The organism is Streptomyces sp. NPDC006743, assembly GCF_040703815.1.
GTDB lineage: Bacteria > Actinomycetota > Actinomycetes > Streptomycetales > Streptomycetaceae > Streptomyces.
In genome coordinates this window covers 44,262-63,470 of the sequence record NZ_JBEYJA010000020.1, presented here as the reverse complement: position 1 = coordinate 63,470, position 19,209 = coordinate 44,262, and the positions used below count along the sequence as shown (strand labels likewise).

16 protein-coding genes and 5 pseudogenes are annotated in these 19,209 nt (G+C 70.4%); 12 read left to right on the top strand and 9 right to left on the bottom strand.

The features are described 5' to 3' along the window. Nucleotides 1-6: 6 nt before the first annotated feature. Entirely contained in the window at nucleotides 7-426 is a 420-nt protein-coding gene (locus ABZ719_RS18600) for a hypothetical protein (protein ID WP_366726255.1), read from the bottom strand. A 1,297-nt stretch (nucleotides 427-1,723) separates the two neighbouring features. Between ABZ719_RS18600 and ABZ719_RS18595 the strand changes: the two genes are divergently transcribed. The 3 genes from ABZ719_RS18595 (at nucleotide 1,724) to ABZ719_RS18585 (ending at nucleotide 4,039) form a co-directional block, all read left to right on the top strand. Then, nucleotides 1,724-1,918 carry a hypothetical protein gene (locus tag ABZ719_RS18595; RefSeq protein WP_366726254.1) on the top strand — a complete coding sequence of 65 codons (195 nt, stop codon included), beginning with the start codon at nucleotides 1,724-1,726 and terminating at the stop codon, nucleotides 1,916-1,918. A gap of 66 nt (nucleotides 1,919-1,984) precedes the next feature. Further along, on the top strand, nucleotides 1,985-3,154 hold the full coding sequence (locus tag ABZ719_RS18590) for a hypothetical protein (RefSeq protein WP_366726253.1): 1,170 nt from the start codon (nucleotides 1,985-1,987) through the stop codon (nucleotides 3,152-3,154). Nucleotides 3,155-3,451: 297 nt separating this feature from the next. Next, nucleotides 3,452-4,039 carry a histidine phosphatase family protein gene (locus ABZ719_RS18585; RefSeq protein ID WP_366726252.1) on the top strand — a complete coding sequence of 196 codons (588 nt, stop codon included), beginning with the start codon at nucleotides 3,452-3,454 and terminating at the stop codon, nucleotides 4,037-4,039. 198 nt (nucleotides 4,040-4,237) lie between these two features. Here ABZ719_RS18585 and ABZ719_RS18580 read toward each other — a convergent pair whose 3' ends face one another. Then, the gene (locus ABZ719_RS18580; RefSeq protein WP_366726251.1) at nucleotides 4,238-4,375 is read right to left on the bottom strand and encodes a hypothetical protein; all 138 of its coding nucleotides are present in this window, start codon (nucleotides 4,373-4,375) and stop codon (nucleotides 4,238-4,240) included. A 301-nt stretch (nucleotides 4,376-4,676) separates the two neighbouring features. Between ABZ719_RS18580 and ABZ719_RS18575 the strand changes: the two genes are divergently transcribed. After that, nucleotides 4,677-5,000: a hypothetical protein gene (locus ABZ719_RS18575; RefSeq protein WP_366726250.1), complete on the top strand. Its 324-nt coding sequence runs from the start codon at nucleotides 4,677-4,679 to the stop codon at nucleotides 4,998-5,000. A 30-nt stretch (nucleotides 5,001-5,030) separates the two neighbouring features. On the opposite strand, the gene ABZ719_RS18570 is transcribed toward ABZ719_RS18575, so the two are convergent. Then, a complete protein-coding gene (locus tag ABZ719_RS18570; protein ID WP_366726249.1) occupies nucleotides 5,031-5,357 on the bottom strand; it encodes a helix-turn-helix domain-containing protein in 327 nt (108 codons plus the stop codon). Between the two features lie 299 nt (nucleotides 5,358-5,656). Between ABZ719_RS18570 and ABZ719_RS18565 the strand changes: the two genes are divergently transcribed. The 4 genes and pseudogenes from ABZ719_RS18565 (at nucleotide 5,657) to ABZ719_RS18550 (ending at nucleotide 10,474) form a co-directional block, all read left to right on the top strand. Continuing rightward, a complete protein-coding gene (locus tag ABZ719_RS18565; protein WP_366726248.1) occupies nucleotides 5,657-6,670 on the top strand; it encodes an NADPH:quinone reductase in 1,014 nt (337 codons plus the stop codon). A gap of 761 nt (nucleotides 6,671-7,431) precedes the next feature. Beyond that, nucleotides 7,432-8,130: a type 1 glutamine amidotransferase domain-containing protein gene (locus ABZ719_RS18560; protein WP_366726247.1), complete on the top strand. Its 699-nt coding sequence runs from the start codon at nucleotides 7,432-7,434 to the stop codon at nucleotides 8,128-8,130. Nucleotides 8,131-8,191: 61 nt separating this feature from the next. Next, a pseudogene (locus ABZ719_RS18555) lies at nucleotides 8,192-8,368 on the top strand (aldehyde dehydrogenase family protein); the annotation flags it as partial. A gap of 372 nt (nucleotides 8,369-8,740) precedes the next feature. After that, the gene (locus tag ABZ719_RS18550) at nucleotides 8,741-10,474 is read left to right on the top strand and encodes a ricin-type beta-trefoil lectin domain protein (protein ID WP_366726246.1); all 1,734 of its coding nucleotides are present in this window, start codon (nucleotides 8,741-8,743) and stop codon (nucleotides 10,472-10,474) included. Between the two features lie 104 nt (nucleotides 10,475-10,578). Here ABZ719_RS18550 and ABZ719_RS18545 read toward each other — a convergent pair whose 3' ends face one another. Continuing rightward, complete coding sequence (locus ABZ719_RS18545; RefSeq protein ID WP_366726245.1) at nucleotides 10,579-10,755, bottom strand: hypothetical protein; 177 nt, start codon at nucleotides 10,753-10,755, stop codon at nucleotides 10,579-10,581. A 70-nt stretch (nucleotides 10,756-10,825) separates the two neighbouring features. Between ABZ719_RS18545 and ABZ719_RS18540 the strand changes: the two genes are divergently transcribed. Beyond that, nucleotides 10,826-11,590, top strand: coding sequence for a hypothetical protein (locus ABZ719_RS18540; protein ID WP_366726244.1), 765 nt, complete (start codon nucleotides 10,826-10,828; stop codon nucleotides 11,588-11,590). 82 nt (nucleotides 11,591-11,672) lie between these two features. Here the strand turns inward: ABZ719_RS18540 and ABZ719_RS18535 are convergent. From ABZ719_RS18535 to ABZ719_RS18525, 3 genes and pseudogenes are all read right to left on the bottom strand, one after another. Continuing rightward, a pseudogene (locus tag ABZ719_RS18535) lies at nucleotides 11,673-11,915 on the bottom strand (transcriptional regulator); the annotation flags it as partial. A gap of 52 nt (nucleotides 11,916-11,967) precedes the next feature. Then, nucleotides 11,968-12,747 (bottom strand): MerR family DNA-binding transcriptional regulator, encoded by a 780-nt coding sequence (locus ABZ719_RS18530; protein ID WP_366726243.1) that lies wholly within the window; start codon nucleotides 12,745-12,747, stop codon nucleotides 11,968-11,970. Then, the gene (locus tag ABZ719_RS18525; protein ID WP_366726242.1) at nucleotides 12,744-13,841 is read right to left on the bottom strand and encodes a serine hydrolase domain-containing protein; all 1,098 of its coding nucleotides are present in this window, start codon (nucleotides 13,839-13,841) and stop codon (nucleotides 12,744-12,746) included. Before ABZ719_RS18525 ends, ABZ719_RS18530 begins: the two co-directional genes overlap by 4 nt. 557 nt (nucleotides 13,842-14,398) lie before the next feature. On the opposite strand from ABZ719_RS18525, the gene ABZ719_RS18520 reads away from it, so the two are divergent. Further along, nucleotides 14,399-15,124 carry a dienelactone hydrolase family protein gene (locus ABZ719_RS18520; RefSeq protein WP_366726241.1) on the top strand — a complete coding sequence of 242 codons (726 nt, stop codon included), beginning with the start codon at nucleotides 14,399-14,401 and terminating at the stop codon, nucleotides 15,122-15,124. A gap of 270 nt (nucleotides 15,125-15,394) precedes the next feature. Beyond that, nucleotides 15,395-16,015: pseudogene (locus tag ABZ719_RS18515) on the top strand (MFS transporter); the annotation flags it as partial. A 352-nt stretch (nucleotides 16,016-16,367) separates the two neighbouring features. Here ABZ719_RS18515 and ABZ719_RS18510 read toward each other — a convergent pair. Next, nucleotides 16,368-16,766 (bottom strand): annotated as a pseudogene (locus ABZ719_RS18510) (SDR family oxidoreductase); the annotation flags it as partial. 7 nt (nucleotides 16,767-16,773) lie between these two features. Here ABZ719_RS18510 and ABZ719_RS18505 point away from each other — a divergent pair. After that, nucleotides 16,774-17,199, top strand: a pseudogene (locus ABZ719_RS18505) (transcriptional regulator); the annotation flags it as partial. Nucleotides 17,200-17,597: 398 nt separating this feature from the next. On the opposite strand, the gene ABZ719_RS18500 reads toward ABZ719_RS18505, so the two are convergent. Next, entirely contained in the window at nucleotides 17,598-18,740 is a 1,143-nt protein-coding gene (locus ABZ719_RS18500; RefSeq protein ID WP_366726240.1) for a hypothetical protein, read from the bottom strand. Between the last annotated feature and the right edge of the window lie 469 nt (nucleotides 18,741-19,209).

Genomic DNA, 19,209 nt, shown 5'->3' with positions numbered 1-19,209 from the left:
CGCTCCCTACCGGCGCCCTTTGCCGCGCAGTCTGGGGCTGCTCGACTTCACTTCTTCGAGATGTCCCATACGGCGCAGCCTGTCCACCCATGCCTGTGCGGTGTAACGAGGCACGTCGTAGTGCTGCGCCACCTTCCCCACGCTCCTGAGCCGGAGGAAGACTTCTCTGACCTCGTCCGGGTCGGGCATCTTGCGGTAAGGGCGCTGATTCTGCGCTTCGGCCGGAGGGGGGGACACGCTCGCAGGCCGGTGACGCTCCGATCCGCTCTCGGAGAGGGAAGAGGGCAGAGCAGCACCGCTCACCGCCTGAGCCAGCATCTCGAAGTCGATGTCGAGTGCTCCTCTGGGGGGGATCGCGCCCTGTTCCGAGGCCTTGACCACCAGTTCGACTATGCGTGGTGGTCCGCCGGGAACGCTCTGCATCACTGCAGTGATCGTCGCCGGTCCCTCGTCAGCGCCTCCGTGCGTTTCGACCGTAATAGTCCATTTCATGACATACCTGCTATCGTCTGCTATGCGGCTGTTACCCGTGTGAGACGTAGCAGCCGAGGACGCGAGCGCCCTTGACGGGATCACACACGAGTACTCATCCCCCCCGTCATGCGAGAGTGAGTCGCATGATCCAAATGTAGTCATCTTTTCGCTCGAAAGCTACGTTGATTTAGTAAACGACTCACAAAGGGTCCATGGGTCCACTAGCATACGCCCTCCCCTCAGAGACACGCGGGTCCGTGCCCGACGCGACGAGTTGCCGGTCCGCAACCGTCTCAGGACAACAGAGCCGTGACCTGCGGTGGCCGACATTCTCGAAGTTTGCTGACACCTCGACAGACTGCACACACTGTCACCTTCCCTGCCCCGCACTCTGCGGACACCATCGCGGGTCTTCGACCGGACACCCCCGCGATCGAGCCACGGATTCCCGTTTCGCCGCGCGACATGCTCGAGCGGACCCCGAGGCAGAGCCGCGATCCCGGCTGTCGCCTGGGCTCTTGGCGCTCCTCGGTTCCACTCGTGTTTCCGGTGAGGACTTGTCTCTGGCCGACATCGTTCGGTGCACAGTCGACACGGGCCAGGCAACACGCCGAAGACTTGACCTGAACTGCCTGCCCCGTACACGGAACCATTGTCGCATCGCCCTCTCGAAGTACGGCAGGATGCCGCTGGGCCACCGAACCACCGCTGAGCTTGTGGTCCGGGACTGCTGCACGACCGGGTGACACCGGATGACACCTGCCCCGGCCTGCCGGGAAACGGCCTGGGAGGATGCTGCATTCCCAGGCCGTCTCCGAAGGAGCTCCGCGAGGACGCCGTGCGGGAGGCGCGCGAGCGCTAGTCCGGCGTCACGCTGGGAGAGATCGCCGCCGACATCGGCGTCCACCCTCGGTCCGGTCTGGCAGGCGGAGCCAGGTGGCCACCCCGCAGCCGCAGGCGGCCGCGGTACCGGAGCCCGGCTACGCCCGCGGGCCGAGCCAGCCCTTGCGGCGCGGTTCGCTGGTCGGCGGGGACGGCGAGGTGGCCGTGTCGGGCCAAGCAGGCCTCGACGATGGCCATGTGTCCCTGCCAGGCGGCCTCGTGCTCGTCCCGGATCACGCCGAGCGCGTCGATCCGCCGGGATCCGTACGGGAGTCACGGGGCAGCCCTCGGCCAGGCCGCATAGGAGCGCGAGGCCGCCCGCCGTGCCGTGACGTCCTGTCAACGCCAGGCACCCGGAGGGTGATCCGTGCCGGTGGCGCGCCGGATACGCCGGTCTGCTCACGGGCCGCCCGTCGTCACCGGCCGCACGGGGGCCGCCAATGCCGGGGCCGGACTTGTCGCGGATGCGGTCCATGACCTACTCGGCGACCAGGTGGACTTCGCGGGCGTGGTCGAGGCTGATCCGCTGGGCGACGCTGCCGGCATCGACGAGGATCAGTGAGCAGAAGGGGGCCTTGTCGGTGGGTGCTGGCAGGATGCGTGCATGACGGACAACGGGAGTGCCCGCATGACGCAGATCCTGAGCGGGTTGCCGGCAGAGGCTCGAAAACTGCTGCTGGAGACGGACTGGGCCTCTCACCGGCATGCCTACGGCTCCGGCGAGGACATACCCGTCTCCCTGTGCTCCCTCGTGGACCAGGATGCCCGGGTGCGGTCCGAGGCGGTGGCCGTATTGGACATGAGCGTGCTGCATCAGGGCTCGCTGTACACGGTCACCGCGCCCGTGGCGCTGTTCGTCGCCGCGATCCTCGACCATCCCATGAGCCTCGCCGAGCAGGAGGGACACTTCCCGTGGGACGACGGGCCGCCGCGCAGCTTGCGGGCCGCCCTGCTCGGCTGGCTGGGTCAGGTGGCTGAGTCAGCTGCCTACGGGGAGGATCCGGCACGGGACCGAGCCAACTGGGAATGGCAGCCCTGGTACGAGGACATGCGAAGCGAGCGCGCCCCTGACGAGCTCGCCGCGCTGCAAGCGTGCCGGGACATACGGCCCGCCCTGTACGACGCCGTCGAGCCGTTCCTCTCCTCCTCCGACCCCTGCATCTGTGAGGCCGCACTCGGCGCCGCCGTGCCGCTCCTTTCCACCTCGGCCCTCGCCGACCGCGTACCGCGCGCCGCTGCGCTGCTGCGCGCCCGGCTGGGCACCATGACGGGGCGGCGGGAGCGAGCCGCCGTGGCGCGGGCGTTGAGTCTTTGGGGGTTGGACACTTCTGACCTGCTCGCCGATTCCGACCCGGCCGTGCGGGTCTGTGCCGCACTCGGTCCCGTCCGAGTCGATCGGCCCCGCGCACTCGCCGTGCTCCTCGACGCGCTGCGCGACCCCCGCACGACAGACGGATGGTTCCCCGACCCGCTGTGCGGAGTCGACGGGTGGTTCCGGTTCACCGTGCTGCGTTCCGCGCTCGACCTGACCGCATCGTTCGAGGAGGTGGCACCGGTGGCCATCGCCATGGTGGCCTCCGGTCACACGTCCATCGTCGACAACGAACGCGGGCCGATCCTGTTCAGAGCCTTCTGTGGTCGCTACGACCCGGCCCACTCGTTGACCTCCGCCCAACGCGCCCTGGTGCAGGCGTTCGTGGACACCGACGAGGCGACGGGCAGCATCCGCTGCAACTGGTTGTGGTTCCGCGCGGTCGGGCTGCCGGAGAACCGGGAGGGCATCGCTGCGTTGCTGTGACGCGAGTCCTCGGGGAGGCACCGGCGCCTGCGTTCACCCAGGTGCCGGTCTTCTCCTTGTACGCGAAGTCCCGTGCGCGCTGGTGGTGCTCTCACTGTCGGCTCCGTCGCCGTGCGCGTGGAAGTCCTCGACCGCGTGCGGGCCGGGCGGCCGGACTGCTCGATCGCATTGCCCTTCGGGTTCCGCCTGGAGGACAGCTCATGCGGTGGGCCGGTCCAGGGTGACGAGGGGTCGGTGAGGGGGCCGACGCCGGTGAAGCCGCCTCGGAGCACCACAGAACGGATAGCGTGCGCGGCCATGGGTGAGCTGATAGTGATCAGGCACGGCGAGACCGAGTGGAGCCTGTCGGGCCGGCACGCTGGACGGACCGACGTCGCGCTGACCGCGGCGGGCGAGGCCGCGGCCCGTGCTCTCGCTCCGAGACTGGCCCGCCGCCCTCTGATCGCCGTCTTCAGCAGCCCGCTGAGCCGCGCCGTGCGGACGGCCGAGCTCGCGGGCCTGACCAGTGCCGAGCCCGATCCCGACCTGTCGGAGTGGGACTACGGCGGCTACGAAGGTCTGACCGCCGAGCAGATCCGCGCGTCGAGGCCCGGCTGGGACCTGTGGCGCGACGGCGTCGTTCCGGGCGACGCCGACCACCCGGGCGAGCAGCTCGCGCAGGTCGCCGCGCGCACGGACGCGGTGCTGGACCGCATCCGTCCGCTGCTGGGCGACGGCGACGTCGCCGTCGTCGCGCACGGCCACCTGGCGCGCGTCCTCACCGTCCGCTGGCTCGGCCTCGATGCGTCCGCGAGCCGGCTGCTCGGCCACCCGCACCCCGGCACGCTCAGCTTCCTCGCCACCGAGGACGGGCAACCCGTCATCTCCGCCTGGAACGTCCCGTAGCCGGAACCCCGCCGCGTCATGTCAGGCGCGCGAGGCGCCGGAAGCGGATCAGCGCCGCATCCATCACCTGCTGCCGATGTCGCCGCCGGCCGCCACGCCGCGATGTCCGGACCGGGAGCGGTGGCTCATCCGCGCCACTGGTCATCCGTCAGCGATCTGCCCCGATCAACAAGCGGGCGAACGGTGAGAAGCCCGGCTTCAGGCCGCGATGTGGGCCGCGAGCCGGTCAGCGGCGGTGCGGGGCTCGCTGTCGAGGAGTTCGGCCAACTGAGGGCCGACTTGGGCGAAGTAGCCCCCGCGGGCTGCCTGGTACCAGGTGAGCATGAGTCGGGCCATCTGCTCCGGCACACCGATGCTGATCTGGTCGGCGATCCACTGTTCGTCGTCCAGGACGATGCGCTCGGCAGTGCGGCCGGTGAGGTCAGAGGCGATCTCGGCGAAGCCGTCGAAGGTGACGGCGGTCGACGCGCGGTGAGGGTACTACGACCGCCGCACCAAGTACCTTCTGGACGGAATCCGGGCCCGCTCCGCATCCGGCGGACGATGACAGCCTCATCGCCCTGATGTCCTGCGTCCTCATAGCTCTGATGTCCCGCGTCGCCGTGCCGCACCCCGTCCGGGCAAGCGTGCCGTGGTCGTGGACACGGCCGTCGCTGTCGTCGTGATCGTGGTCGTGGTCACGGCCGTCGCTGTCGTCGTGGTCGTGGTCGCGGCCGTCGCTGTCGTCGTGGTCGTGGTCGTGGCCGTCGCTGTCGTCGTGGTCGTGGTCGTGGTCGTCGTCGTGAAGACCGTCCTCGGTGCGGTCAGCAAGCCCCGCTCCACCACGCTGCCCAACGTGAGCCCGTGCCCGCTGGCACCAGTGGTCCCGAGCCGAGACCTGGACGTCGAGACCTGGACGCGTCCGGTGCGCTCTTCACCGCCTCCTGCCGGCGTCGCCGGCGTTACGGTGCCGCCGGCGTGAGGGTGCCGCCGGCGTGCCGGTGGCTCCGCGTCAGGGCTGGCGGGCCAGCGCCCCCATCAGTGCGTCCAGCAGGCCGGGTGCTGTCTGCTGCAGGGCGTCACGTCGCAGGCGGTGCCCCCGCAAGGAGCCGACCATGACCGGATGGAGAATGCCCGCCTCCACGAGGATCTTGAAGTGGTGGGTCGCGGTGGACTTGTTCAGGCCCTCGTACAGGCTCGAACAGGACGCTTCGCCGGCGGGGTCTGCCGCCAGGCGGCGGACCATTTCCAGGCGTACGGGATCGGCGAGGGCACGCAGCAGTTTCTGGACCGCGGCGACGGGCGGCAACTGGTCGGACGGGACCTCCCAAGGCGGCATCACGCACCTCCAAGTTTGACGAGCATCATACTTCCCTCTAGCATTCCAGAAGTACGACGTACACCATACTTCTCTTTCCTGGAGTCCTCGTGCGGGAACTCTCCCGGAGCCGCCGCCCCCGTCCCCTCCTGTCCGGCGCCCTGTCCGTCCGGTACGGCCGCCGGCCGGTGCTCCTCGGCGCCGTCCTGCTGCCTTCGGCAGCTCCCTGCGTGACCTGACCGCGCACGTCCCCGCCGAACGGCGCGGGGCTGCCATGCCGGGTGAGAGCGGGTGAAAGACGAGCGAAAGAGGAGTGAGAGATGAAGGCCGTTGTCCGGACAGCAGCCGGCGGGCCCGAGGTCCTGCGACTCGTCGAACGCCCGGTGCCCGAACCGGGGCCGGACGAGGTACGGGTACGTGTGCACGTCTCGGGGGTCAATCCCACCGACTGGCGCAGCCGCAGGCGCCCTCTGCCACCGGGCATGACCGAACAGGTGCCCCACCAGGACGGTGGCGGCGTGATCGATGCTGTCGGCTCGCGGGTCGACCCGGTGCGGGTCGGGCAGCGGGTGTGGATCTGGGAGGCCGCGTGGAAACGGCCCTGGGGAACGGCGCAGCAGTACACGCTCGTGCCCGACCGGCATGCTGTCGGCCTGCCCGACCACGCCCCGTTCGAACTCGGCGCCGCCCTGGGCGTACCGGCCCTGACCGCCCACCGCGCGCTGACCGTTCACGAAGGCGGGCCGGCGCGCATCGCGCCCGGCACTCTGCGGGGTTCGACCGTCATGGTGGCAGGCGGCGCCGGTGCGGTCGGCAACGCGGCCATCCAGCTCGCCCGTTGGGCCGGAGCGCGTGTGGTCGCCACGGTCAGCAGTCCCGCGAAGGCCGTGCTGGCGCGTGCGGCCGGCGCCCACCACGTGGTGAACTACCGCACGCAGGACGCGACGACAGACATCCGGGCCTTCGCACCCGAGGGTGTCGACATCGTCGCGGAGGTCGCGCCGGAAGCCAACGCCGCCCTCGACATCGCGGTAGCCGCCCCGGGCGCCGTGGTGGCCTACTACTCCGGCAGCGAGGACGAGCACCTGTCCGTCCCGGTGCTCTCCTCGCTGGCGGCGAACCTGCGGTGGCAGAGCGTCTTCGTCTACACCGTGCCGCCTGCCGCGAAACGGCACGCACTCACCGACGTCGCCGCGGCCGTCGACGCGGGCGCGCTGCGCGTGGGCGAGGAGGCCGGGATGCCGCTGCACCGCTTCGCACTGGAGCAGATCGCAGACGCCCACGCCGCACTGGAACAGGGCGTGGTCGGAAAGGTCCTGCTCGACATCCCGTGACCGTGGCACTGCCTTCCGGCACCGCAGTGACGCCCATCGGGCCACATCGGGCTGCCACTGGCGGAACACTGGTCCGGCGAATCCCGCGCGAGACCGTGACGGGACTGCAGAAGGCGGCTTGTGACGCACGCGGGTGACTGCTCCGCCGCCGCCTTCGCAGCGGACCACGGGCCGGCCGCTGCCCGCGACTTGTGCACCGAACGCGACCGGACCGAGCCGCTCTGCCCTCAGCCCCGGGACAGACACCCGAGCCGCGCACCGAGTGACACCTCAGTGAGGCCAGAAGTTGCGGGGGTGTCAGGCGGCGTGGGGCCCGGGGGCGGCGCTGCCTTCGTACTGGTTGAGGTGGGAGACGAGTGCGGTGAGGCCGGGGGTGGCGTCGTAGCGGCGCTCTTTCCGCGCAGTTCCGCGACTAGGTCGTTCGTCACCTGGTCGTCCGGGTGCCGTCCCACTTCCACACGCAGGCTTTCCACCGCCGCCCATGCTTGGACCTCTCAGTCGACCCATGCCAAGCAGTAGCGCGGACGTGGCCGATTCCAGGGTGGCTCTCTCGGTCCTAGTCTGCCGGGTCCGCTGTCGCGCAGGGCCTGCCATGGACGCCCGCGCGGGGACCGCGGCGGGCCATGCTGAATACGCGTCTCGGGCGAGTGGCGACGGACGCACTTCCCTCGCCTGCCGCAATCGCGCAACGCCCGGCCGATGGTTTTCCGGGGCAAGTCCTCACTTGCTCCCATGTCCCCGCACGGAAAAGGAACTCGTTCATGAGTAAGGGCAAGGTTCTCATCGTCATGTCGGCTGCCGACGTCTGGGAGCGCACCGACGGATCGACGTACCCGACGGGTTACTGGGCGGAGGAGGTGGCCGCACCGCACGAGAAGTTCACGGAGGCCGGTTACACGGTCGACTTCGCTTCTCCGGGCGGGGTGTTGCAGCCGCTGGACGAGCACAGCGCCGACCCGGCGGTCGCGGGTGAGGACTGCGGTCACCACGTGGCACACGCCCAGAAGGCGCTGGCGGAGTTCGGTCCACTGCTGAAGCTCGACGGGATCGACATCGACGACTACGTCGCGGTGGTGCTGCCCGGCGGTCACGGCCCGGTCGTCGACCTCTTCCAGGACGCCGACCTGGGCCGTCTGCTGGCAGCGGCGGACAAGGACGGAAAGCCGATCGGCGCGGTCTGCCACGGTCCGGCCGCACTGCTGAGCGCCGAGGACGAGGACGGCAACTGGCTCTTCGCCGGCCGCAGGATGACGGCGTTCACCGACGAGGAGGAGCAGTTGTTCGGCACGGCCGAGGGCGCTCCGTGGCTGCTCGCCTCCCGCCTGCGGGAACGGGGTGGCGTGCACATCGGAGGGGCGGCGTACCAGCAGCACAACGTCATCGACGGCAACCTCTTCACCGGCCAGAACCCCGCCTCCAGCGCCAGGCTGGCCGAAGACATGATCGCCGCGCTGCGCTGACCCACGAACGGCGCGCGAAGGGCGGACCCGCCCGTCCTCCCGTACGCGGGTCCGTCCTTCGTCCGCCACCGGTGGACCAGCACCGTTCCTCGTGTGCGAGGACGCCGACCTCGATGCCGCGGTCGACGGCGCGATGACCGCCACGCTGCGCACCGTCGGACAGGCGTGCATCGCCGGCAACCGTTTCCACGTCCACGCCGGTGTCACCGAGGAGTTCTCCCGCAGACTGCCCGCACGCAGGGAGGCGCCCACCCGCTCGGCTGCCGGGCGGGGCGTTGGCGGGCATCAGCGACTTCGGCCAGTGTGGAGAGACGGGCTCGACATGCACCGCCATCGCCGTGACCGGCAGTTTCCGACGACAGCACAGTATGCGTTTCCACTGTTTCCTGATATTGACCTGAAAAGGCGCGTTTGCGTGCGCCCTGGGAAAGGGTTTACCTTCCGCTTTCTTGTCGAACGTCGACCTCGCCGACATGCTATGGACATGTCATTTTCGCGACGACTGTTCAGCGCCGCGGACTGACGTACTCCAGCGACCACCCACTCTGCATTCCGCCAGGGGCGGCCTGGCGGGCACCCACGTTCACGCTCTTTTCCGGAGGTCACGCATATGCGCTTGAGTTTCGCAGGGCCACGGCGCAGCGGGTGGAAGAGAGCGCTCGCCCTGGTTCCCGTCGTCGCGGTGACGGTGGCGGTCACCCTCACCACGACGCTGGACGCCGCGGCCGCCGTGCCCCCGGCACCCGCGGGCTTCACACTCACCTGGAGCGACGACTTCAACGGCGCGTCCGGCACCGGCATCGACCAGAGCCTGTGGAAGTACGACACCGGGCCGGGCAGCAACTTCGGCACCGGTGAGATCGAGACGATGACCAACAGCACCTCGAACGTCTACTACGACGGCCAGGGTCATCTCGTGCTCCAGGCCCTGCACTCCGGTTCCGACCCGCGGGGCGGATGGACCTCCGGGCGCGTGGAGACCCAGTCGGCGTCCTTCGGCGCCCCGGCCGGCGGTGTCGTGCGCATCGAGTCCGTCCTCCGGCAGCCCGACGTCACCACCGCCGACGGGGCGGGTTACTGGCCGGCGTTCTGGATGCTCGGCGCGCCCCTGCGCTCCGGTGTGACCTGGCCGAAGTCCGGCGAGATCGACATCATGGAGGACATCAACGGCCGCAGCTCCGTCTTCAGCACCCTGCACTGCGGCGTGAACCCGGGCGGGCCGTGCAACGAGTCGACCGGCATCGGTTCGGGCGAACGCGCCTGTCCGGGCTGCCAGAGCGGCTTCCACGACTACGCGGCCGAGATCGACCGCTCGGTGTCGCCGGAACAGATCAGGTTCTACCTGGACGGCAACAACTTCTTCACCGTCAACGCCAACCAGGTGGACGCCACGACCTGGTCCGACGCGGTCGACCACCCCTTCTTCATCATCTACGACCTGGCGATCGGCGGCGGCTTCCCGGACGCCTTCGGCGGGGGCCCGAACGGGTCCACGGTCTCCGGCGGCAAGCTGGTCATCGACTCGGTGTCCGTCTACAACAAGGCGCCCGGATCCGGCGGCGGTGGTGGCAGCGGTTCGGTGAGCGGCCAGACGATCACCGGACCGGGCGGCAAGTGCGTGGATGTGGCGGGTGACGACACCGGCGGCGACGGCACCGCGGTGCAGTTGTGGGACTGCCAGCCGGCGGCCAGGGACCAGCACTGGACCTGGAGCGGCCAGACCCTGCAGACCCTCGGCAAGTGCCTGGACATCGCCGGCGGCAACAGCGCCGCCGGTACGAAGCTGCAGCTCGCCACCTGCAACAGCGGCGGCTACCAGTCATGGGTGCGGCAGAGCGACGGCTCGCTGCGGAACCCGACCAGCGGCCGGTGCATCGACTCGCCGTCGGGTGCCACCGCGAACGGCACCCGCCTGCAGATCTGGGACTGCAACGGCTCCGGCGCCCAGAAGTTCGCCATCGGCACCCCGATCTACGGTCCGGGGGGCAAGTGCGTGGACGTGGCCGGCGACGACACCGGCGGTGACGGCACCGCGGTGCAGCTGTGGGACTGCCAGCAGGGGACCTCGCTCGACCAGAAGTGGACCTGGAACGGCCAGACCCTGCGCACGCTGGGCAAGTGCCTGGACATCGCGGGCGGTGTCGACGCGGCGGGCACGAAACTCCAGTTGGCCACCTGCAACGGCGGCGGGTACCAGAACTGGGTCACCGACGCCGATGGCTCGATGTCCAACCCGACCACCGGCCGGTGCATCGACTCCCCCTCGGGTGCCACCGCGAACGGCACCCGCCTGCAGATCTGGGACTGCAACGGCTCCGGCGCCCAGAAGTTCGCCCTTGCCTGAAGGGAAAGAGGGTCCGTGGAAGGGCCCCGCCTCGAAGGGCGGGGCCCGTGTGGTCGGATCACGGCGGGGCGTCAGCGGGAGGGCCGGATGTCGGCCAGTCCGTGTCAGCGTCCGGGAGCGCTGTCCGAGGGGCGGCCGATCTCGTAGCCGTTGCTGGTCAGCCTGTCGTACTTGTCGCGGCAGTACGCGTACGACTTGCGGTCGCTCCGGCTGGGCTCCCACGGGCCGTATTCCGTGTAGGCGCTGCCTTCGTCCGGCTTGCAGTTCACCACGGCGCGCACGGAGTCGTCGTTCCCGGTGCCGATGCAGCGACCGGCCCATGCTCCTTGCCTGCCGCCGGGGAGGGTGATCGTGCCGGTGTTGCAGCGGACCGGTGCGGCTGCCGCCGCCGGCCCGGACGCCGTCCCGAGGGCTGTGAGGGCGACGGCGGAAGTGAGGGAACGTAAGGGCCGGAGCTTCGGCATGGCTCTTCCTCCTGTTCCTGGGGGACCGCTTGGGATGTCGGAGCATCCTGTGCCCAAGGTCGGCAGGTCGCTGTCATACGCCGGCGGGAATGCACCTCTTCGGGTGACTGGATGGTGTCCCGGATGTTCCTGTGAGGGATCCCGACATCGGCGGCCGGGGCCCTTCTTCGGTGCCGGTGCCACCCCACTGCGCTCCAGCTGCCACAGGGGAGCCGACGACGAGGACGGCGTCACCTGCGGCCTCGACGACCTCAAGTACGTTCCGGGCCGGAAGTACACGATCACCGCCAAGAAGGCGCTCAGCGCCTCCGGGGCGGTGTACACCGGCACGGTCAAGGACGTCTCGACGGGGAAGGAGCGCACGATCGGAGCCTGGCGGCTCCCCTCTCGTTTCCCCGGCTTCCGGAACACCGCCAACGCCTTCATCGAGAAGTTCGCCGGCATCCGCACCTGCGCCGACATTCCCGCGGTGACAGTCTCCTACACGGACGTCAAAGCCGACAGAAAGCCCCTGACGTTCCGGTCCTACCGGCACAAGGCCACCGGCGTCCCCGGCAAGGACATCTACACCTGCGTGAACGTCTCCGACTACACCGTCACCAGCCGCGCCCCGGGAAGCTACACCGTCCGCTCTCACGTCCCCCGCCGCTGACCCTCGGCTCGGGGTCGGCATGCCGCCGGTCGGCAGCAGTGCCGGGCACGAGACCGCCCGGGCCTCGGTGAGCGCCTGGTCGCTCGCGCGGCTGCGTCACCTTGACATCCGCCGTCAGCGTCTCCGCCACGGCCGTGGTGTCGTCGTGGACGTAGAACGCCTCCGGCGGCCACACGGTGCGCTGCGCGATGCACGGGACGTTCCCCGGCGAGAGGGAGGCGAGCGGCATCACGGTCAGGGGGTGGCGCGGCTGCCCGCGCATCGCCTCGGGGCCGGCTGTGCGGTGGTGCGGGACGGACTCCTCCACGGGGACGACGTAGAGATGTGCAAGCTGCCCGCGCTGACCGGCGAGGCTGCGGGGTGAACGTGCCGGCGGGTCACGGTACTCGGGGCACCCGGAAGCCGGCCGCGCGGAGCTTCTGCTCGGTCAGTGCGGTCAGGCGGGCCGAGATGGGAGCCTGTTCCTCACCGTGGTTGTTGATCAGCCGGTAACGGGCGGCGGCGGTGGCCCAGGCCTGCATCGGGCCGCTGGCATCGAGGAGTTCGGGGTGGGCGAGGTAGTGGTCGGCCAGGGCTGCCGCGAGTTCCTCGATGCGCGGGTCGTCGGGGTCCCAGCTCTCGGCCTCCCAGCCGCGCTGGGTCAGCTCGACGTAGGCGGGGTCGGTCAGGCGGCTCTCCAGGACGGCCAGGAAGCCGTCGAAGCCGGCCGGGATCAGCGCCTTGGCGAGGACCAGCGCCTCGCGCTGCGTGGCGACGTACTCGGCGGCGAAGCCGAGGGCGCGCAGGCAGTCCAGGAGGGCACAGGCCCGGTCGGGCAGCAGGGCCCGGTCGCCGTCAGCGAGACGGCGCAGTGTCTCGCGTCGATGGGTCAACTCCGCTATGTGATCGACGAGTCGGCGCTCCACGTCGGCGAGCGCGGCGGTGAACCGCGCGCCGTCCGCGGCCAGCAGGGGCGCGATGTCGGCGAGCGGCACTCCGGCGGTGGCGAGGGTGCGTACCTGCACCAGGCGCAGCAGGTCGGCCGAGCCGTAGCGCCGGTAGCCGGAGCTGTCGCGCTCCGGCTCTGCCACGAGCCCCAGCTTGTGGTAGTGCCGCACCGTCTTCACGGTGACGCCGACGAAGGCCGCGGCCTGCCCGATCGTGACTCCGTCGCTCATGCGCCCAGTGCGCCGAACACCTCCTCGACGAGACGCTGTTGGGCCTTCTGGAAGGGCGCGGCGAGCGACAGGCCGGGGTCGTCGACGTAGTTGAGCCCGGCGGTCAGTGTCGTGGAGCCGTCGGCCGAGGCGTACATGAGGGCCGCCGAGCCGCCCTGGCCGCCGTTGTGGTGGTAGACGGTGCGGCCCTCGCCCAGGTCCTGGGCGAAGATCCCCAGGCCGTAGCCGATGGTCTGCTCCGGGGTGCGCATCTCGGCCAGCAGTGCCTTGGGCAGCAGCCTGCCGCCCATGAGTGCGCGGAAGTACGTGTGCAGGTCAGCGGTGGTGGAGATCATGTCGCCGCCGGCGCCGACCCAGGACGGGGTCTGCCGGGTGATGTCGATCGTGCGCTCCGCCCCTGCGTCGTCGTAGCGGTAGTAGCTGTGGTTGTGGGGGTCTGGGATCTCGGGAGAGGCGCCCGGCGCCAGCGTGCCGGTCAGGTGCAGCGGTTCGAGGATCCGTCGCCGCAGTTCCTCGGCGAACGGGCGGCCGGTGAGCTCCTCGACGAGCAGCCGGGCGATCACGTAGTTGGTGTTGGCGTAGCTCCAGCCCGCCCCCGGCTCGAACCGGGCCGGCCTGGCGAGCGAGAACCGGACCAGTTCCGCGGGCTCGTAGGTGTGGAAGCGCAGGTCCACCCACTCCTTGCCCTGCCAGGGGATGCCGGCGGCGACCCTCCCGTCCTCGTAGTACTCCCCGGTGTGGTTGAAGATCCCGCTGGTGTGCTGGAGCAGCATCCGTACGGTGATGCGGCGGTCGAGGCCGAGCCGCGGCAGCTGGTCGGCGACCGGGGTGGCCAGGGCGGTCCGGCCCTCGGCCACCAGCATCAGCACTGCCGTCGCGACGAAGTTCTTGGTGGTGCTGCCGATCCGGAAGTGCGCGTCCGTCAACGGGCGCTGTGTGCCGCCCAGTTCACGGCATCCGGCGCTGCCCGCCCAGGTGCCGCGCTCGTCGTCGACCCGCAGTTGCACCCCGAGGATCCCGGACGCCGCGATCTCCTCGATCGCCTCCTGCAGTTCCGGCCGGACCGGGCCCCGGGGGGTGGGATTGCTGGACATGATGCGCCTCCGCGTCGTGTGCGCCCCGCTCGGTGCCGGGCCGCTGCGGAGAGCCTGCACCCTGGCCTCGGGGCAACCTCAACTGTGGTGTGGGTCAAGTCAATTGGCGCACTCTGGACCGGCTTCCCTGTTCAGTCGGTGACCACAGGCACGTACGAGGGTGCCGGTGGCTGCCGAAGCAGCACACCTGGCCGCGCCGGCCTTTACGACCTCCTCGCTCCGTTCGGTGGACGATGTCCGGCATCGTCACCACAGCCAGGCGTTGGAGTGCCACCAGTGCCGCACCCGGGACAGGGCGCGGGCATCGCGGCGCGCGGCCGCGTGGACAGGAAGCAGGGCCGGACCAGCATCCAGTGGGTCGTGGTCACCCCTGCTCTTCTCGAATGGCTCCGCCGGCCCACAGAGTCGCTTGCACCCGTCTCGTCCCGCACCGCGGTTGAGAGACAAGCCGGGCTGGACCGCCGGTGGGGTGGTTCCGGAATACGCCGGAGACCTGCCTTCTGCCAGCGGCAGAACAGCGGCCCGACCGGGCTCGACCATCACTACAGTCCAGGCTCATGACGACGATTACGACGCGTACGGTCGAGTACGCCGCCGACGGTTCGACGATGATCGGGCACCTCGCGCTCCCGGCCGGTACCGACCGCCGGCCCGCGGTCCTGGTCGGGCCCGAGGGGATGGGGCTCAGCGACGTCGAGCGCCGCCGGGCCGATGCTCTCGCCGAACTGGGATATGTGGCACTGGCCTTCGACCTTCATGGCGGCCGTTATTTGGGTGATCCCGAGGAGATGCTGGCCCGTTGCATGCCGCTGCTCGCTGATCCCGGCCGGATGCGGGGCATCGGCCGTGCGGCGCTCGACGTGCTGCGCGCCGAGCCGCGGACCGACCCGGACCGGATCGCCGCCGTCGGCTACGGCACCGGAGGCGCCATCGCGCTGGAACTCGGGCGCGACGGCGTCGACCTGCGCGCGATCGCGACAGTCAACGCACTGACCACGGGCCGGCCGGGCGAGGCGGCGCGCATTCACTGCCCGGTGTGGGCCGGGGTCGGGTCGGAAGACCCGATCATGCCGCCCGAACAAAGGGAGGCGTTCACCGCCGAGATGCAGGCCGCGGGCGTCGACTGGCGCCTCGTGGTCTACGGCGGCGCCTTGCACGCCTTCCATCACCCACCGGTCGACCACATCGTGCTCCCCGGCGTCGGCCACCACCCGCAGCACGCGCAGCGAGCTTGGCGGGACGTCGTCGGCCTGCTCGCCGAGTGCCTGCCCGTAACGGAGTGATCTGGTCGGCAACCACGCTCCCGGACCGCGAACCGGGCCGGCCGACCGGGCTTCTCGGCACCCCGCGAGCGGGCGTGCCGGACGCCGCCGCGCCGATGGAGGTCTGTTCCCAGGCTCGCTCAGCACCGCACGGGGCACACGGGCGCACCGCCCGTCTTGCCGTACGCCCAGAGTCCCCCGCCGGACGGCGCCCGTCAGGTCCCCCCGCTGAAGCGCCGTGCACGAGTGGACTGCTCTCGGGATGCGCTGGTGGATGGGCTTGAAGGTCGCAGGAGGGAGCGGGTGTGGCTGGTGCTGTCCAGCAGCACACTGATCATCGGCGCCACCTTCTCCGCCTTCAGCTACTTCAATCCCATCCTCACCGACGTCACCGGCTTCTCCTCCGGCACCGTCCCCCTGCTTCTCGTCGCCTACGGCGCCGCCACCGTCATGGGCAACAACGTCGTCGGCCGTTTCGCCGACGGCCACACCGTCCCGGTCCTTGCCGTCGGCCTCGTCCTCAACACGCTGTTCCTGACCGGCTTCGCCCTCCTCGCCGACGTACCCGCCCCGGCCGTCATCTGCATGATGGGCATCGGCCTGGTCGGCGTCACCATGAACCCGGCCATGGTCACCCGCGTCCAGCGCGCCGGCAACGCCGGTCCCCTGGTCAACACCGTGCACTCCTCCTTCATCATCCTCGGCTCCTCCGTCGGCGCCGTCGTGATCGACACCTGGGGACTGCGCGCTCCGCTCTGGCTCGGGGCCGTCTTCGCACTGGCCGGCCTCGCCACCGTCCTGCCCGATCTCGCCCGCCGCACCGCCCTCGCTGCCGGCCCCGCCCCCTTGCCCGCCCTGCCTGACGAAGGGAAGGAGTGGGCAGCCGCTGATCAGCCGGCGAGGAAGCGATAGCGGACGACGGCTGCGGCAATGTCAGTGAAGGCGACGAAATGTTCGGCCTCGCACTCGTGGTGGCCTCCTGGGCATGAGGCCGAGTCAGCCTGTCCCGGAGAGGACACCGGCACCAGCCGGACGCCGTCCCTCACGTTCGGCTCACCTCCGCTCGGGCGGAGGTGAGCCGAAGTCCGTAACTGCCCCGGGCGCCCTGTGGCCTGGCCGTCCTGGCTTCGTTCACGAGTGACGGCAGCGGTCGTTCGCGGCTGCCGGAGGGTCCGCGAAGCGGCGTGGCCGAGGTCCACGAGAACGGGAGGCGGCCCCGGGGACCGAGGAACATCGACGCGAAGGCCTGTGCGCAAGCCCTGGCTCATGCCGCCTGCATGCCGCCGTCGACCGGGAGGACCGTCCCGGTGACGTAGGAGGCGCGGTCGCTGAGGAGCCAGGCGGCGGCCTGGGCGATCTCCTCGGGGTCGGCCGCGCGGCGCAGCGGGGTGTGCGCGTTGAGGTGGTCGATGATGCCGGGTGAGCGTTCGTTCCAGGCGTGCATCATGTCGGTCAGCGTGGTGCCGGGGGTGATGGCGTTGACGCGGATGCCTTCGGGGCCGTAGGTGACCGCGGCCGACTCGGTGAGGCTGTTGACCGCCCGGTTCATCGCGCCGTACACGGGCAGGGCGGGGTTGCCCCGCAGGCTGCCGACGGAGGAGGTGTTGACGATGGCGCCCGTGCCGGCGGTGGCCCGGATGGCGGTGACCTCGGCGGCCATGGCCGCCCGGGAAGACTTCTCCGCTCTGCCCCCGGCCGAGCGCAACTTGGTGCGCCGCGCGTTCCTCGCCCCACAGGCACGGCAGCGGCTGCCCTACAGCCTGTCCGACGAGGAGGCGTTCGGCCGCGCCGCTGCCCGGCACCTGCGGACCACCGCCGCCCGCTACCCCGACGATCCCGAGGTGAGAACGCTGGTGGACGACCTGCTCGCCGGCAGTGAGGAGTTCGCCCGGCTGTGGGCCGCCCACGACGTACGCGCCGAGCCCGCCCTGCGCAAGACCGTCAACCACCGGCTGGTCGGCCCCGTCACCGTCAACTGTGACGTCCTCGACATCACCGACCGGGACCAGCGGGTGGTGATCTACACGGCCGAGCCCCGCTCTCCGGCGGAAGAAGCACTGCAGCTGTTGTCGGTGATCGGCACGCAGCGCATGGACTGCCCGGCTGACCGAAGCCCTCCGGGCACCGACCCCCGACGGCCACCCACCAGGGCAGGCGGATCCTCGGCACCGGTCCCGGTTCAGATGTTCCCCACCCTACGACCGCCCCACGACCACGCCGCGAGTGAGGCGTCGGCCGATGTCCGCCCTCGGGACGACGCGCCTTCCCCACGGCTGAAATCGGAGCGGATGAGGCCCCTGAGCGCGACGGGGCGGGCCGCCCTGATTGCGCCCTCACGCTTCACCCGTCAGTTCCCCGCCGCGTACGACGAGAGGCCCCCCAGCTCCCTGATGAGCGCCACCTCGAGCGGGCGAAGGCGTTGCCGAGGTGCAGCGACCGGACCGCCACCGGGGGGTGCGGGGAGACCGGCTGCACCTGGCTCGCTTCGGTCGGCTCACCGGGCGTGCCGGTAGGCGACCACCCTGGAGTGCTCCAGGTCCGTGTCCGATCGGTCGGCGTTGTAGAGGAAGAGGCCGTGGCCGGCGAAGTCACCGAACGGCGTCACCTCGTACCGGTCGGCCCTGACGGTTCCGGTGGCGATGTCCACGACGACCGGGGACCGTTCCTGCGAGTCGTCCGCCGGGAGGGTGCTGCCGAAGGCGGTGCCGTCGTCGGTCACGGCGTCGAGATCGACGGCCTTGGTCCGCGCGGTGTCCCCGAAGCAGCGGCCGGTGCCCTTCTCCAGGTCGAAGGCGGCGTCGTCCTGGACGAGGTAGCGCCCGTTCGCGGACAGCGACGCGCTCTTGGCGGCGTCCTCGTTCCGTTGGAACCCCTGCGCCGTGCAGTTCACCTTCGCCCGCACCTTGCCGGTCGCGGGGTCCAGGACGGCGAGGGTGTCCTGCCTGGCCCCGTCGTCGTGCCACAGGGCGAACAGGGCGGTGCGGACCGGGGTCATGAAGAGCTTGTTCTCGGAATCGGTGGTCAGGGCGCCGCCCGACCAGCTGCCGGGAACCCAGTAGTGGGCCTTGGGCTGCTCGTCCGTGGCGAGCAGCGGTCCCCGCGAGGTCACCGCGACGGCCTTGGTCGAGGCGAAGCACAGATGGCACTCGTCGGCGGGGGGCTTCATCTTCTTCAGGTCGAAGGACTTCGTCGCCCCGGTGGCCGGATCCACCGTCGCGACGGTGTCCTCGCCGAACCGCACCAGCAGGCCGCCGCCCCCGTCGGTGACGGTGCCTTCTCCCGGCAGTTCGAGATGGTGCGCCGGCGTGACAGCTCCGGAGGCCGCGTCCTTGGCATTGAAGATGTCGAGGGTCGTGACGTCCCGGCCTTTTCTGACCGCGTCCTCGCCCTTCGTGCCGGACGACGTGGCCACGAGATAGTCCTGGCCCTGCTCGGTCGTCACCAGGGCCGACATCATGCCGACGCCTTCGACCTTTTTCGTCCACGTCGTCGTGCCGGTGGCCGCGTCCATGACGGTGAACTCGCCGTTGTTCGCGGCCGGCTGGAAGACGGCGACGGCAGCGGAGTGCGGGAGGAAGAGGTGGGTCCCCATCATGTCCGATTCCCAGCCGTGGGAGGTGTCGTACACGCTGGGCACGGAGAGACGGTCATGGGGCGCGGACCCGCCGTGCGACGCGGATCCGGTCTTCCCTGCGCCGGGTGAGGGCTGGTGGGTGTCTCCCGTTCCGTCACCGTGCCCCGAGCCGCCGGCGCAGGAGCTGAGCAGACCCGCTGTGACGATTCCCGCGAGGACGTACCTGAGCCGTTGCATGGAGGTTCCCCGTTCGACACGCGCCGTGACATGCCCTACGGGAGCAGGAGTATCCCCGACGTTCCCGCAGCCGGCACGGCGCCGGACCGCGGTCCCGCGATTTCCAGCCATTCCATGCCGATCAGGAAGGTCCGCCGCAGTCCCCGATCCGCGTGCTGGGCCACGGAGTTGGCAGAAGATCCGCAGTGACGCACCCCATGGCGCTCTTGCGCGGAGCCGTTGCCTTCGCCCTGGAACACCTGCTGGAGCAGGCCCGCTAACGGCTTCCGCACGCCGAGTCGCCCTGCGACAGGAA